The organism is Blastococcus sp. SYSU DS0510 (assembly GCF_054050835.1).
Genome location: NZ_JBJHAC010000008.1, coordinates 1 through 13,803 on the forward strand (window position 1 = coordinate 1; position 13,803 = coordinate 13,803).

15 protein-coding genes are annotated in these 13,803 nt (G+C 76.2%); 4 read left to right on the forward strand and 11 right to left on the reverse strand.

Annotation, left to right across the window (positions count from 1 at the left end):
* Positions 1-184: 184 nt before the first annotated feature.
* The 4 genes from ACI79P_RS08295 to ACI79P_RS08310 all read right to left on the reverse strand — a co-directional run bounded on the left by ACI79P_RS08295 (position 185) and on the right by ACI79P_RS08310 (position 3,440).
* Complete coding sequence (locus ACI79P_RS08295) at positions 185-349, reverse strand: hypothetical protein (protein WP_456580560.1); 165 nt, start codon at positions 347-349, stop codon at positions 185-187.
* Positions 350-429: 80 nt separating this feature from the next.
* The gene (locus ACI79P_RS08300) at positions 430-669 is read right to left on the reverse strand and encodes a WhiB family transcriptional regulator (RefSeq protein WP_456580561.1); all 240 of its coding nucleotides are present in this window, start codon (positions 667-669) and stop codon (positions 430-432) included.
* A gap of 251 nt (positions 670-920) precedes the next feature.
* Positions 921-1,247 carry a hypothetical protein gene (locus ACI79P_RS08305; protein WP_456580562.1) on the reverse strand — a complete coding sequence of 109 codons (327 nt, stop codon included), beginning with the start codon at positions 1,245-1,247 and terminating at the stop codon, positions 921-923.
* Between the two features lie 198 nt (positions 1,248-1,445).
* Positions 1,446-3,440, reverse strand: a complete 1,995-nt coding sequence (locus ACI79P_RS08310; protein ID WP_456580563.1) for an ATP-dependent helicase — start codon at positions 3,438-3,440, stop codon at positions 1,446-1,448.
* Between the two features lie 187 nt (positions 3,441-3,627).
* On the opposite strand from ACI79P_RS08310, the gene ACI79P_RS08315 reads away from it, so the two are divergent.
* The 3 genes from ACI79P_RS08315 to ACI79P_RS08325 all read left to right on the forward strand — a co-directional run bounded on the left by ACI79P_RS08315 (position 3,628) and on the right by ACI79P_RS08325 (position 5,189).
* Positions 3,628-3,894 (forward strand): mycoredoxin, encoded by a 267-nt coding sequence (locus ACI79P_RS08315; protein WP_456580564.1) that lies wholly within the window; start codon positions 3,628-3,630, stop codon positions 3,892-3,894.
* Between the two features lie 6 nt (positions 3,895-3,900).
* Positions 3,901-4,542 (forward strand): ANTAR domain-containing protein, encoded by a 642-nt coding sequence (locus ACI79P_RS08320; protein ID WP_456580565.1) that lies wholly within the window; start codon positions 3,901-3,903, stop codon positions 4,540-4,542.
* 89 nt (positions 4,543-4,631) lie between these two features.
* Entirely contained in the window at positions 4,632-5,189 is a 558-nt protein-coding gene (locus ACI79P_RS08325) for a uridine kinase (RefSeq protein WP_456580566.1), read from the forward strand.
* A 37-nt stretch (positions 5,190-5,226) separates the two neighbouring features.
* Here the strand turns inward: ACI79P_RS08325 and nudC are convergent, their stop codons facing one another.
* The 4 genes from nudC to ACI79P_RS08345 form a co-directional block, all read right to left on the reverse strand.
* Positions 5,227-6,138, reverse strand: coding sequence for an NAD(+) diphosphatase (gene nudC / locus ACI79P_RS08330; RefSeq protein ID WP_456580567.1), 912 nt, complete (start codon positions 6,136-6,138; stop codon positions 5,227-5,229).
* Positions 6,135-7,487 carry a M16 family metallopeptidase gene (locus ACI79P_RS08335; protein WP_456580568.1) on the reverse strand — a complete coding sequence of 451 codons (1,353 nt, stop codon included), beginning with the start codon at positions 7,485-7,487 and terminating at the stop codon, positions 6,135-6,137. Before ACI79P_RS08335 ends, nudC begins: the two co-directional genes overlap by 4 nt.
* A complete protein-coding gene (locus ACI79P_RS08340; RefSeq protein ID WP_456580569.1) occupies positions 7,484-8,794 on the reverse strand; it encodes a M16 family metallopeptidase in 1,311 nt (436 codons plus the stop codon). Before ACI79P_RS08340 ends, ACI79P_RS08335 begins: the two co-directional genes overlap by 4 nt.
* Positions 8,795-9,151: 357 nt before the next feature.
* A complete protein-coding gene (locus tag ACI79P_RS08345) occupies positions 9,152-10,033 on the reverse strand; it encodes a DUF2510 domain-containing protein (protein ID WP_456580570.1) in 882 nt (293 codons plus the stop codon).
* Between the two features lie 64 nt (positions 10,034-10,097).
* Here ACI79P_RS08345 and ACI79P_RS08350 point away from each other — a divergent pair, with 64 nt between their 5' ends.
* Positions 10,098-10,865, forward strand: coding sequence for a putative protein N(5)-glutamine methyltransferase (locus tag ACI79P_RS08350; protein ID WP_456580571.1), 768 nt, complete (start codon positions 10,098-10,100; stop codon positions 10,863-10,865).
* Here ACI79P_RS08350 and ACI79P_RS08355 read toward each other — a convergent pair whose 3' ends face one another.
* The 3 genes from ACI79P_RS08355 to ACI79P_RS08365 are packed head-to-tail and all read right to left on the reverse strand — an operon-like array spanning position 10,866 to position 13,751.
* Positions 10,866-12,278, reverse strand: a complete 1,413-nt coding sequence (locus ACI79P_RS08355) for a dipeptidase (protein ID WP_456580572.1) — start codon at positions 12,276-12,278, stop codon at positions 10,866-10,868.
* On the reverse strand, positions 12,259-12,789 hold the full coding sequence (locus ACI79P_RS08360; protein ID WP_456580573.1) for a hypothetical protein: 531 nt from the start codon (positions 12,787-12,789) through the stop codon (positions 12,259-12,261). Before ACI79P_RS08360 ends, ACI79P_RS08355 begins: the two co-directional genes overlap by 20 nt.
* The gene (locus ACI79P_RS08365; RefSeq protein ID WP_456580574.1) at positions 12,786-13,751 is read right to left on the reverse strand and encodes a metallophosphoesterase family protein; all 966 of its coding nucleotides are present in this window, start codon (positions 13,749-13,751) and stop codon (positions 12,786-12,788) included. Before ACI79P_RS08365 ends, ACI79P_RS08360 begins: the two co-directional genes overlap by 4 nt.
* Positions 13,752-13,803: the final 52 nt, after the last annotated feature.

Consider the following 13,803-nt stretch of genomic DNA (forward strand, 5'->3'; position numbering starts at 1 on the left):
CGAGCGTGCGAGGGGTGAGGAGGACGGCGGCCCCGTCCCGAGGCTCGCCCCGAGCGTGCGAGGGGTGAGGAGGACGGCGGCCCCGTCCCGAGGCTCGCCCCGAGCGTGCGAGGGGTGAGGAGGACGGCGGCCCCGTCCCGAGGCTCGCCCCGAGCGTGCGAGGGGTGAGGAGGACGGGGTCCTTCTAGTAGACGGCGGCGCTGGCGCGTGCGGCCCGGCGGACCGCGCGCTCGGCGCGGCGGGAGGCCCGCCGTGCCAGGTAGAGACGGCGGGCGCGGGACGCGGCCATCGCCTCGGCCTGCAACTCGCTCATGCGACTGCGGGCCATGTCGTGCTCGAGCATGTACATCGCTGATCCTCCTGGTCGGCTCCCGCTCGGGAGCTCGGAACTGCTGGTCACGTGCTTACGGGGCGCGGATGGCCGCGGGCTCACGCCGCGACGACCTTCCGGGGACGGCCGCGTGGCCGCTTGCGGGCGATCACCGAGCCTCGGTCGAAGATCTCGCCGCCCCAGACGCCCCACGGCTCGGCGCGGGAGAGCGCGCCGGCCAGGCACGCCTCCCGCACCGGGCAGTCGCCGCAGAAGCTCTTGGCGAGCTCCAGCTGAGCCGGGCTCTCGGCGAACCACAGCTCGGGGTCCTGGACCCGGCACGGCAGAGGGCGCCGCACCGGTCCGGGGGGCAGGGTCGGGCGGGGCCGCCGCGGGGTGGTGCCACCGGTCCTGGGGAGCCCGGACCGGCGGTGGGACGTCGGGCGGTCGATCGTCTGCTGCACTGCCGCTCCTCCTCGTACTCGTCGGGTACGGCCGGCGGGGGTCCGCCGACCGAAGTCGGGGGCCGGGCGCCGCGGAGGCGGAAAACGGGAGAGGCCGCGGATCCCGGGGTTCGGGTTCCGCGGCCTCGAGGAGGACCGGTGAGCGGCTAGCTCAGGGGTCTCCCCGGGGATCGGATCCCGAGGGTGGTGCCGTCGTTCTGGGGCAGGTAGGTGGGCACGAAGCTGCGCTCGACGGTGCAGAGCGACTTCGGGCGCCGGTCCAGGGCGGGGGCGACGCGCGGCGTGCCGACGCCGACACCTCCGCCGAGGAGCGCGGTGGCCGCGCCGCCGGTGCGGGCGGCGGTGGGCAGACCGGTGCCCTCGTGCTGGGCGGCGACACCGGTCATGACCAGGCCACCCACGTGCACGTCGGCGCCGCCCAGGCCGAGGAGGTCGGCGGAGGCAGCAGCGGTGGTCCAGGTGTTGTCGATCATCGGGATGCCCCCTCCTTCCTTCTCTCGCGCGCCGGCCGGTCGGCCGGGCTCGCCACGGGGTGCGGCTCGTGTGGAACGGGACACTAGGGGCGCCCCGGAATCCGGGTCAATCGAATTGATTGCGGTTCCTCCCCGTGGGGGTCCTGTCGCGTCTCGGAACCGCCTGCCGTCGCCCTCGGCGACGGCATCCTCACCCGTTCAGCCGCTGACGGTGGCCAGCACGTCGGCGCCGTAGAGCTCCAGCTTCCGGGCCCCGATGCCCGGCAGCCCCGACAGCTCCCGGAGGCTGGCGGGCCGGCTCTCGGCGATGGCCTGCAGCGTGGCGTCGGAGAAGACGACGTAGGCGGGCACGGAGGCGTCCTGGGCGGCCTGGGTGCGCCAGGCCCGCAGCCGCTCGAACAGCTCGCCGGCCTCCCCCTCGAGGACCACCTTGGGTCGCTTGGCCGGCCGGCGGGCCGGCGGCGCGGTCGGCGAGGAGCCCGGCGCCAGGCCGTCGAGGAACCGGCTGCGCGGCCGGGCGCGGCGGCCACCCGGATTGCGCGCCAGCGACCACGACAGGGTGAGCTGCTCGCGGGCGCGGGTCACCGCCACGTACAGCAGCCGCCGCTCCTCCTCCACCGCGTCCGGGCGGCTCAGCGACTGGGCGATCGGCAGCACCCCGTCGACCAGGCCGACGACGAAGACGACGTCCCACTCCAGGCCCTTGGCCGCGTGCATCGAGGCGAGCGTGACCCCCTGGACGGTGGGTGCGTGCTGGGCGTCGGCGCGCTCGGCGAGGCGGGTGACGAAGCCGGCGAGGTCCAGCGAGGGGGTCTCGGCCACCAGGTCGACGGCGAGGTCGACGAGCGCGGCGAGGGACTGCCAGCGGTCCCGCGCCGCGCCACCGGCCGGCGGGCGGTGCTCCACCCAGCCGGTGGACGCCAGCACGTCGCGGACCGCGGGCACGAGCATGCCGGGGTCGTTGCCCCCGGCGGCCGCCCCGCGCAGCAGCAGCACCGCCTCGCGCACCTCGGGCCGCTCGAAGAACCGCTCACCGCCCTTGAGCACGTAGGGGACGCCGGCGTCGGCGAGCGCGGACTCGTACACCTGCGACTGCGCGTTGATGCGGAACAGGACCGCGATCTCCGCGGCCGGCGTCCCCTCGTCGATGAGCGCCTTGCACCGGGCCGCGACCGCAGCCGCCTCCGCCGGCTCGTCGGGGTGCTCGGCGAACCGCGGCTCGGGCCCCTGCGGCCGCTGGCCGAGGAGGCGGAGCCCCGGCAGCCCCTTGCGTGGCGGCGCCTGCCCGATCAGCCGGTTGGCCAGGCCCACGACCTGGGGGGTCGACCGGTAGTCGCGCTCGAGCTTGACCACGGCGGCGTCGGGATAGCGGTCGGCGAAGCCGAGCAGGTAGTCGGGGTCGGCGCCGGTGAAGGAGTAGATGGTCTGGTTGGGATCGCCCACCACGCAGATCTCGGCGCGGCCGCCCAGCCAGGCGTCGAGCAGCCGCTGCTGGAGCGGGTTGACGTCCTGGTACTCGTCGACGACGAAGTGCCGGTACTGCGCGCGGACCTGCCGGGCGACGTCGGGGTGCTCCTCGAGCGCGTAGGCGGTGACCAGCAGCAGGTCCTCGAAGTCCAGCGCCCCGTCGCGCTGCTTGGCCTGCTCGTAGCTGGCGTACACGGCGGCGACGGCGGCGGGCTCGAACGGCGCCTCGCGGCCGGCCGCCTTCGCCCGGGCCGGGTAGTCCTCCGGCGTCGCGAGGGTGGTCTTGGCCCACTCGATCTCGCTGGCGAGGTCGCGCAGGCTGGCCCGGTCGGTGGTGAGCCGGTTGCGGGTGGCGGCGGAGGCGACCACCCGCAGCTTGTTCTCGATGAGGCCGGGCATCGGACCGCCGAGCACCCGCGGGGCGAAGTAGCGCAGCTGGCGCATCGCGGCGGCGTGGAAGGTGCGGGCCTGCACCCCGCCGACGTCGAGGGCGGCGAGGCGGGCACGCAGCTCACCCGCGGCCCGCGCGGTGAAGGTGACCGCCAGCACCTGCTCGGGGACGTAGCTGCCGGTGTGCACGCCGTAGGCGATGCGGTGGGTGATCGTACGGGTCTTCCCCGTGCCGGCACCGGCCAGGATGCAGACCGGCCCGGACACCGCCTGGGCCGCCTCGCGCTGCTCGTCGTCGAGGCCGTCGAGCACGGCCTCCGCGTCCGCATGCGCCATCGCCGGCGTCCCTCCGCGTTCCTCGTCCGGTCGTCCCCGGGAGCCGTCGGCTCCCGGCACGATCCTCCCAGCCGGCGCCGACGGACGGCGGGAAGCATCCCCAGGGGCGGCTCGTTGGCATGCACGCACGCACGCCACCCCGACCCGGGGCTGGACCCACCACGCACGAACAGGGAGACTCCCCGCGATGACCACGACCCCCGGCGCCGCCGTCACGATGTACACCACCACCTGGTGCGGGTACTGCGTGCGGCTCAAGAAGCTGATGCAGCGTGAGGGCATCGCGTTCGCCGAGGTCGACATCGAGACCGACCCGCAGGCCGCGGAGCTGGTCATGCAGGCCAACGGGGGCAACCGCACCGTCCCCACGCTGCTCTTCCCCGACGGCACCGCGCTCACCAACCCGAGCATCGACGCGGTCAAGGCCCAGCTCGCACACATCCCGGAGGCGTGAGCACCCGTGGTCCCCGGTCCCAGGCCCTCCGACGAGCTCGACGGGCGCGTGTTCACCGATGCGTCGTCCCGACCCGAGGTCCCGGGCTGCTCGGGGACCGCCGACCGCCCGCGCGTCGCGCTGACCCGCGGCGAGCGTGGCTGGGTCGTCGTGCCGCTGACCGGCGGCCCGGTCGACGGAGACCCCGTCGCCGACCTCGTCGAGGGCATGACGCTGGCCGACCTGGTGGCCGACGAGCTCGGCGGGCTGCCCGAGCCGGACCGCTCCGCGCGGCGCTCGGCCCGCGGCCCGGTGACCGCCCCCGGCGAGAGCGACCCGGTGGACGCGCGGATCGCCGCCCTGCAGCGCACGGTCGCCCAGCTCGAGCACGCGCTCGCCGCGCGGGTGTCCACGGAGCGGGCCATCGGGGTGCTCGCCGAGCGGCAGGACACGAGCCCGCGCACGGCGTTCGAGGGGCTGCGCCGGGAGGCGCGCACGCAGGGCCGTCCCGTGGTGGAGCTGGCCCGCGAGGTGCTCGAGAGCCTCGCGCCGGATCCGGTCGCGCCCGCCGTCGCACCGGGCTCCCCCGCCCCGCTCGCGACCCCGCCCGCTCCGCGCCTCGAGCCGGTGGCCAGCGGCGCCGTCGCCACCGCGGACGGCCGCTCCTGACCCGTCCGGAACCGCTCTCCCCCGATGCCCTGGCCGATCGCCTGGCCGGCCTGCTGGCGGACCTCCCTGCGGAGCCCGGTGCCACCGCGTTGCGCGTCGCCGTCGACGGCCCGGAGCCGGCCGCCCCGGAGGCGCTGGCGGGCTCGATCGCCGAACGGCTGCCGATGCTGGGCCGCGCCGCCGTCGTCGTCCCGGCCACCGGCTTCTACCGGCCGGCGTCGCTGCGGCTGGAGCACGGCCGCACCGACCCCGATGCCCGCTACACCGACTGGCTCGACGCCGGCGCGCTCGGCCGCGAGGTCCTCGGACCGGTCGGGCCGGGCGGCGCCGGGGAGTACCTGCCGGTCCTGTGGGACCTGGCGCGGGACCGCTCTGCCCGGGAGACGCGGCGGCCCGCGCCGGCCGGCGGTGTGCTGCTGGTGCCCGGCTCGCTGCTGCAGGGGGTCGGCCTGGCCTTCGACGTCGTCGTGCACCTGCGGATGAGCCCCGCCGCGCGTGGTCGCCGCACCCCGCCGCAGCAGGCGTGGGAGCTACCGGCGTTCGACCGCTACGACGACGAGGTCGACCCCGTGGCGCTGGCGGACGCCGTCGTGCTCGCCGACCACCCCGACCGCCCCGCGCTGGTCCTCCAGGGGCGACTCCGGTGACGTGCTGGAACGGCGGGCTTCAGGGGCCCGCGCCGAGCTAGCGAGGCGTGGGGGGAAGCTCGTCCTTCAACCACAGGTCGAGGATGTGCCGCGCGATCGAGATCGACGGCGGCACCACCAGTCGCCCGTCGGGGGTGCGCAGCTCGTCACGCGTGAACCAGCGCGCCTCCTCGATCTCGTGGGGGTCGAGCCGCAGCGGCTGGTCGGCGTCGGTCCGGGCCACGAAGCCGAGCATGAGGGACTGCGGGAACGGCCACGGCTGGCTGGCGACGTAGCGGACGTCGGTGACGCGCAGCCCGACCTCCTCCTCGACCTCCCGGGCCACGGCCGCCTCGGCGGACTCCCCCGGCTCGACGAAGCCGGCCAGGATGGAGAACCGCCCCGGGGGCCACGTCGCCTGCCGGCCCAGCACGACGCGGTCGCCGCCGTCGTGGACCAGCATGATCACCGCGGGATCGACGCGGGGGAAGAACTCGGTGCCCGTGCTGGGATCGCGCTGCGACCAGCCGGCCCGCTCGACCGTCGTCGCGACACCGGTGAGGGGGCTGAACCGGTTGCGCTCGTGCCACTCCAGGATGCCGACGGCCTGGGCCAGCAGCCCGGCGTCCAGGTCGTCGAGGTCCGCGCCGACCTCGCGCAGGCCGGCCCACCGGTCGACCGTCCGGCCGTTGACCGTCAGCGACCGCTCGCCGCGCACCGCCGCGTAGGGCACCCCGGCGGCCTCGCCCAGGAAGATCGCGCCCGCGGGCAGGGACGGCCGCTCGTCCCACACCAGGCGGGGACCGGTCGGCCCCTCCTCCACCGGCACGGCGCGGGCGGCGTCGACCGTCAGCACCCGCACCGGGCGGCCGCCGGTGGGGTCGGTCAGCGACCGGGCGAGGTGCGCGCGGTCGTGCCCGGAGCGCGACAGCAGCGGACCGCCGTCGCCGGTGGCGGGGCCCGCGGTCACGCCTGCCCGCCGCCCCCGGTGACGGAGACCGGCGCCAGGGTGCCGAGCTCGGCGGCCACCCGGTCGGCGTCGCCCACGACGACGGCGGTGAGGGCCTCGGGTGCCATGTAACGGGCGGCCGCCGCCTGCACCTGCTCAACGGTGACCGCGGTCAGGTCGCGCTGGTGGGTGCTCAGCCAGTCCGCCGGCAGGCCCACCCCGAGCAGCGCCGACAGCGTGCTGGCCAGGCCGGCGTGCGTGGAGGTCGACAGCGCCATGCTGCCGAGGACGTACCGGCGGGCCGCGTCCAGCTCGGCCTCCGTGACCGGGGTCAGCGCCATGCGCCCCAGCTCGTAGAGCGTCTCCAGCAGGGCGGGGCCGGTGACCTCGGTCGCGACGTCGGCCTCCACCAGGAAGGACGAGGCCGCGCGCTGGTGGTCGATCGCGCTGCGCGGGCTGTAGCTGTAGCCGCGCCGCTCGCGGATGTTCTCCACCAGGCGGGAGGAGAAGTACCCGCCGAACACCATCGCCGCGAGCCGGGCCGCCGGGAGGTCGGGATCGGTCCGGGCGGGGGCCGGACCGCCCAGGCGGAGGTTGGACTGCACCGCGCCCGCCCGGTGCACCAGCTCGATGCCGTGCGCCGGCTGCTCGGTGACCGGCGGGGTCTCCACCGCCTTGCCGCTGCCGGTCCAGACCTCGAGCGCGGCGGCGACGGTGTCCGTGGCGGCCGCCGGGTCGACGTCGCCGACGAGGACCAGGATGCTGCCGGTCGGCAGCACCCGCTCGCGGTGCAGCCGTCGCAGGGCCGGCGCGCGCACGGCGGACACCAGCTCGGCGTCGGGCAGCTGGACGGCGTACGGGTGGCTGCCGTAGCGGCGGGCGGCCAGCGCGGACCGGGCGATGGTGCCCGGCTGGGTGCGGGCGATCGCGATCCGCTCGGCGAGCCGGTCCCGCTCGCCGTCGACGCGACCGGCCGGGTAGCTGGCGCCGGTGAGCAGCTCGGCGAGCAGCTCCAGCACCGGGGTGAGCCCGCCGGGGAGCAGCGTGGTCCCGAAGACCAGGCGGTCGGCGTCGGTGCTCACCGAGAGCTCGGCGCCGTGGCTCTGCAGCAGCTGGGCCACCTCGGCCTGGTCGTGCCGCTGCGTGCCGAGCAGCACGGCCCCGGAGAGGACGGCGCCGCGGGCGGCGTGCACGCCGGCGTTGCGCGCGCCGGCCGCGGCGAACGGCACCCGCAGGCGCAGCTCGACCAGGGGGACCCCGGGACGCGGCACCACGACGACGCGGAGGCCGTTGGGCAGTGTCGTCTCCACGGCCTCCGGCGCGGGCTGGGGGCGCGGCTCGCCCAGCGGGGGGATCAGGGCGGCGGTCATCGGGAGCCTCCAGCCGGTCGCAGCTCCAGCACCGCGACGGTGCCGGGATCGAGCCCGCGGGCGGCGCCCTGCACCGCTTCGGGGGTCACGGCGGCCAGCCGGGCGGCGAGCTCGCCGGCGAGCTCCGCCCGCCCGTGCACCAGCTCGGCGGCGGCGAAGGCGAGCGTGCGCCCCAGCACGGAGTCCGCCTGCTGCAGCAGCTGGGCCTCGATGCGGGCCTGCACCCGGCGCAGCTCGTCGGCGTCGACGCCGTCGGTGGCGATGCGGGCCACCTCCTCGTGCACGGCGGCCATCACGCGCTCGGCCAGCACGGCGGCCGGGTGGTGCACCTGGGTGGTGAGCAGGGTGGCGTCCCGGACGTCGAAGGGGTCGCCGAACAGGCCGACGTAGCTGCTCTGCGCGATGGCGATCCGGTCGTCGTGGACCAGCCGACGCTCCAGGCGGGAGGCGTCGCCCTCGCTGAGCAGCTCGGCCAGCAGCACGCTGCCCAGGTAGGTGTCGAAGTCGCCCACCGGGTCGGGCACCCGCCAGCCGAGGGCGAGCGCGGGCGCGGTGGCCAGGGGGTCCTCGACGACGGTGGAGCGGACGGTGGTCGGCGAAGGCTCGCCGGTGTAGGGGAGGGACGGCACGTGGCGGCCGGGGATCGGGCCGAACCAGCGGCGCACCAGCTCCTCGGTCTCCGCGACGTCCAGGTCACCGCCGATGCAGAGCACGGCGTTGCCCGGCGCGTAGTACTTGTCGAAGAAGTCGGTGGCGTCGGCGACGGTCGAGGACTCCAGGTCGACGAAGGAGCCGTAGCCGTCGTGGGTGTTGGCGAAGCTCTCGAACGCGACCTGCGGCAGCTGCAGCCACGGGAAGGCGCCGTAGGGGCGGTTGAGCACGTTGACCCGGATCTCCTCCTTGACCACGTCGATCTGGTTGCGGAGGTTCTCCTCGGTGATCGCCGGCGCCGCCATGCGGTCGGCCTCGAGGAAGAGCGCGCGCTCGAGCGCCTCGGCGGGCAGCGCCTGGAAGTAGTTCGTGTAGTCCTGGTGCGTGGAGCCGTTGAACGTGCCGCCGGCGGCCTGCACCAACCGGGCGTGCTCCATCTTCGCGACGTTCGCCGACCCCTGGAACATCATGTGCTCGAAGAGGTGGGCGAACCCCGTCCGCCCCTCGGGTTCGTTGCGCATCCCGACGTCGTAGTAGACGCTCACCGCCACCACGGGCACGCTGCGGTCGGGGGCGAGGACCACCCGCAGGCCGTTGTCCAGCGTGAATCGTTCAATCGGGTGCCGCAGGGTCAGTTCGGTACCGGCTGCAGTCACGCACCCGACACTACGACGACGTCACCCTCCGGGTGGCACCGCGGGCGGACGGCGTCCCCAGCGATGGTGAGTCGCGGTGGCGACCGACGCGCGGGGCCCGGAGGGTCCCCGAGGAGGGACGCGGACCCGCTCAGCGCCCCGGGGGGACGGCACGTGGTCGCGGTGGCGACCGACGAGCGGGGCCCGGAGGGTCCCCGAGGAGGGACGCGGACCCGCTCAGGGCCCTCGAGGGACGGCACGTGGTCGCGGTGGCGACCGACGAGCGGGGCCCGGAGGGTCCCCGAGGAGGGACGCGGACCCGCTCAGGGCCCTCGGGGGACGGCACGTGGTTGCGGTGCAGTCCGGAGGACTGCGGTGTCACAGCACGTCGACGTCGGCGAGGACCCGGTCGATGACGCCGTAGAGCTCGGCGTGGGTGTTCGGGATCGAGACGTACAGCAGCGCCGGCGCCGGCCGGCCGACGTCGATCAGCAGCAGCGCGGCCCGCTCCCCGGAGGCGTCGTAGCCCTCGACGTCCCACGACAGCTGGAACTCCAGCAGGTGGGCGGGGCGCCCGTCGACGGTGCGGGGCTCGTCCCGGCGGATCTCGATCGAGTTCGGCCCCGGGTAGTAGTTGGCGCGGACGCTGGCCGCCAGGGTCGTGACCGTGCCCTGCAGGGTCGACGGGCCGGCCCACCCGTACCCCTCGGCCACCGGGCCGGAGGTGCACTGGGAGATGAAGATGCCGCCGTCGGGCGTCGCCTCCTGGGTCGTGAAGTACTGGCCGGCGGTCGCGCTGGTCTCCAGCTGCCGGCCCAGGTCGAACTCCGACCAGCCCTCGCCCAGGTAGGGGTAGGAGATGCCGGCGGCCTCGTCGATGATCCGCACCGTGCCCGGCGGGAAGGCCTGCCCCGGGGCGGGCGCCGCACCCGGGGCCTCCGCGATGGCCGCGCCGGCGTCGTCGTCCCCGCCCGAGCCCAGCACGGCGACGACGGCGGCCACGAGCAGCACCAGCACCGCGCCCGCGGCGACACACAGCCGGGCCGCGACGCGGCGGCGGGTGGGCCCCGCCGGGACCTCGGGTCCGGCGGGTTGCTGCTGACCGGCCGGCCGTGTGGCGACCCGGTGCACCTCGACGCCCGGACCCGCGGGCATCATCACGTCGGACCACGCGGTCCCGCTCCACCAGCGCACCATGCCGGGGGCGCCGGCCGGGTCGGGGTACCAGCCCGGCGCCGCGTCCTGGCCCACTCCCGTCACGCCGCCAGCGTAGGGCGTGCCCGGCGGCGTCCCCGCCATCACGCGCCCGTCGAAGGAGGCCGCCGTGCACTCCCTCCAGGCGGCCGTCGTGCGCCGGCTGCGCGACGCCGGGTGCGTCTTCGCCGAGGATGAGGCGGCCCTGCTGGCGTCGGCGGCCGGCGACGCCGACGACCTGGCGCGACTGGTCGCGCGGCGGGTGGCCGGTGCACCGCTGGAGCAGGTGCTGGGCTGGGCGGAGTTCTGCGGCCTGCGGATCACCGTCGCGCCGGGGGTCTTCGTGCCGCGGCGCCGGACCGGGCTGGTGGTGGACGAGGCCGCGGCGCTCGCGCGGCCGGGCGCCGTCGTCGTCGACCTGTGCTGCGGCACCGGCGCGGTCGCCGCGGCGCTGGCCGCCGCGGTGCCCGGCATCGACCTGCACGCCGCCGACGCCGACCCCGCGGCCGTGGCGTGTGCCCGGCTGAACCTCCCCGGCACGCCCGTGCACGAGGGCGACCTCTTCGACGCCCTGCCCCGCGGCCTGCGCGGCCGCGTCGACGTGCTGACGGCCAACGTGCCCTACGTGCCGACCGCCGCGATCGCGCTGCTGCCCCCGGAGGCCCGGGAGCACGAACCGCGCACCGCGCTCGACGGCGGCGCCGACGGGCTGGCGCTCGCCCGCCGGGTGGCTGCGGAGGCGCCGGGGTGGCTGGCGCCGGGCGGCGCGCTGCTGTTCGAGTGCGGCGAGGGGCAGGTCGCCGCCGCGCTGGACCTGGTCGCCGCGGCCGGCCTGGCGGCCCGCCTGGTCACCGACGACGACCGCGGCGCCACGGTCGTCGTCGGCACCCGGCCCTAGCTAGCCGACGCGGCGGGCGGCCAGCTCCCGCCACAGGTGGGCCGCCGCCTCCGCACCGCGGTAGAGCATCGGCAGCAGCACCCGCTCGTTCGGGGAGTGGATGCGGTCGGTCGGCAGGCCGGCCCCGAGGAAGAGCAGCGGGGCGCCGAGGGCCTCGACGATCGCCGCCTCCGGGCCGCTGCCGCCCTCGCGGGTGAAGAGGACGTCGGCCGGGTCGGTGTCGAACGCCTGGCCGATGGCGGCGAGCAGCGCCGCCATGTGCGGGGAGTCCAGGTCGCTGGCGCACGGCGCGACCCCGCCGGGCGGGGTGTGCACCTCGGCCTCGATGCCCTCGGGGACGGTGGCCTCGACCCACGCGCGCAGCATGGGGCCGATCTCCTGCGGCCGCTGGTCGGAGACCAGGCGGAAGGTGACCTTGGCGTGCGCCTCGGCGGGGATGATCGTCTTGTGGCCGGGGCCGGTGTAGCCGCCCCACATGCCGTTCACCTCGGCGGTCGGCCGGGCGCCGGTGCGTTCCAGGGTGGTGAAGCCGGCCTCGCCGTACGTGGCCCGCGAGGCGGCGGGGCCGGCCAGCCACGCCTGCTCGTCGAACGGCACGCGGCTCATCAGCTCGCGCTCGCGGTCGGACAGCGGGCGCACCCGGTCGTAGAAGCCCGGGATGGTCACCCGGCCCTGCTCGTCGTGCAGCTTCGCGAGCAGCTCCGCCATCGCGTGCAGGGGGTTGGGGACGGCGCCGCCGAAGGAGCCGGAGTGCAGGTCGACGGCGGGGCCGCGCAGGGTGATCTCGGCGTCGGCCAGGCCGCGCATCGCCGTCACGGCGCTGGGGACGTCGGGCGCGGCCATGCCGGTGTCGCTGACGACGACGACGTCACAGGCGAGCCGGTCGCGCTTCTCCGCCAGCAGCGCCTCGAAGTGCGGGGACCCGGACTCCTCCTCGCCCTCGATCAGGAGCTTGACCGTGACGGCGGGGGTGTCGCGGCCGGTGGCGGCCAGGTGCGCGCGGACGCCGAGCAGGTGGAAGGCGACGTTGCCCTTGTCGTCGATGGCGCCGCGGGCGTGCAGCTCGGGGCCGTCGGGGCCCTCGACGCGGGTGGGCTCGAACGGTGGGTGCTCCCACAGCTCCAGCGGGTCCACCGGCTGCACGTCGTGGTGGCCGTAGACGAGGGCGACCGGGGCACCGGCGTCGGCGCTGGGCCACTCCGCGAAGACGGCGGGGGCGCCGGGGGTCTCCCAGATCTCCACGGTCGGGAAGCCCACGCGGCGGAGCGCGTCGGCCAGCCACGTGGCGCTGGCGGCGACGTCGCGGGAGTGCGCGGGGTCGGCCGAGATCGACGGGATGCGCAGCCAGGCGTCCAGATCGGCGTGCAGGTCGTCGAGGTGGTCGAGGACGAAGTCACGTTCGGCGCTGGTCACGGTCCCCGACGGTAGCCGCGCCGTCCGGCGCCGCCGCCTGCGCCCGCCGCTCGGGGCCCACCAGCCAGCGGAACACCCCGCGCTCGACCGCCTCGGCCACCACGATCGCCACCAGCTGCACCCCGCCCCAGAGCGCGAGCAGGCTCCACTCCTGGCCGGCGAGCGGGGCCTGCAGCGAGCCGAGCTCGTGCAGCACCACGGCCAGCAGCAGCGACGAGAGCAGCGCGAGGGCCACCAGGGCGTGGCCGGCGGCGATCCAGGCGTTCGGGCGCGACCTGGTCTCGGTCGACTGCCGGCGCAGCCGCCGGAAGCAGACGACCCCGTAGCCGAGGCCCAGCACCGCGCTGACCGCCAGCAGGTCCAGCGCCTGCCACGTGGGCGCGACCCCGCCGCCGGTGGCGGTCGAGTCGATGATCAGCGCCGGGGCCACGACGACGGCGAGGGCGGCCAGCCCGTAGAGCGCCGCGGCGCCCTCCCACACCGCGCGCGCCGGCCGGAACCGGGTGCTCACCGGCCCTCGCGGGCCCGCAGCGTGAACCGGTCGACCAGCCCGCCGTCGGGGCGGATGCACCGGGCGGTCAGCCGGTCGCCGTCGACCTCGACGTGCAGGTACTGCAGCACCGAGGCCGCGGCGGCGGTGATCCGGCCCGGGCGCACCGGCGTCAGCTTGGCGCCGCCGCCGCTGACCACGTAGGTGATGCCGTCGAGGGGGACGGTCCGCTCGTAGTTGTGGTCGTGGCCGGCCAGCACCAGGTCGACGGCGTGCCGCTCGAGCACCGGGACGAGCTTCTCCTCGGCGCCCGGCGTGTCCCCGTGCCGCCCCGAGGAGTACGGCGGGTGGTGCAGGCAGACGACCTTCCACTGGCTCGCCGAGCTCGCCAGCGCGTCGTCCAGCCAGTCGATCTGGTCGGACGCCCCGGGGCCGAACAGGCCCGGCATGCTCGAGTCCAGGTAGAAGAAGTCCACCGGGCCGTGGGTGCTGCGGTAGTAGCGGGCCGGCGTGCCGAGCAGCCGGAGCTCGGTCTCGATCTCCTCGAGCCGGGCGTCGCTGAAGTGCACCTCGCCGTCGTGGTTGCCGATGGCGAGCTCCACGTCGACCCCGGCGTCGACGAGCGGGCCGTAGGGGCGCAGGAAGACGTCCTCGAAGCGGTCCTCGATCCGGCCGTAGTAGCAGATGTCGCCGAGGTGGGTGATCAGCCCGTACGGGTTGTCCTCGTAGCCCTGGGCCATCCGGGTGGCCACCGCGATCGCCTGCCGGCCGCCCGTGCCGGTGTCCCCGACCGCGGCGAAGGTGAGCCGGTCAGGCGTGGTGGTCCAGGCCTGCCGGGGCAGGACCAGCTCGGGCGTGCGGCCGGGGACGAGGTCCTCGCGGCTCAGCAGCGGCCAGACCTGGTCGGCGAGCACCCCTCCGGTGAGGGCCGCCCCGCCGACGCCGGCGGCTGCCGCGAGGAACTGTCGTCGGGTCAGCGACATGAGAGGTCCAACGACGCGGGGTCGCCGCGACGTTCCCGGGGGGCGCGGTGCC

Bases quoted from the DNA above. Each gene is read 5' to 3' on its own strand.
- ACI79P_RS08295 (WP_456580560.1), bottom strand. From the start codon at position 349: ATGTACATGCTCGAGCACGACATGGCCCGCAGTCGCATGAGCGAGTTG.
- ACI79P_RS08305 (WP_456580562.1), bottom strand. From the start codon at position 1,247: ATGATCGACAACACCTGGACCACCGCTGCTGCCTCCGCCGACCTCCTC.
- ACI79P_RS08310 (WP_456580563.1), bottom strand. From the start codon at position 3,440: ATGGCGCATGCGGACGCGGAGGCCGTGCTCGACGGCCTCGACGACGAG.
- ACI79P_RS08315 (WP_456580564.1), top strand. From the start codon at position 3,628: ATGACCACGACCCCCGGCGCCGCCGTCACGATGTACACCACCACCTGG.
- ACI79P_RS08335 (WP_456580568.1), bottom strand. From the start codon at position 7,487: ATGACCGCCGCCCTGATCCCCCCGCTGGGCGAGCCGCGCCCCCAGCCC.
- ACI79P_RS08365 (WP_456580574.1), bottom strand. From the start codon at position 13,751: ATGTCGCTGACCCGACGACAGTTCCTCGCGGCAGCCGCCGGCGTCGGC.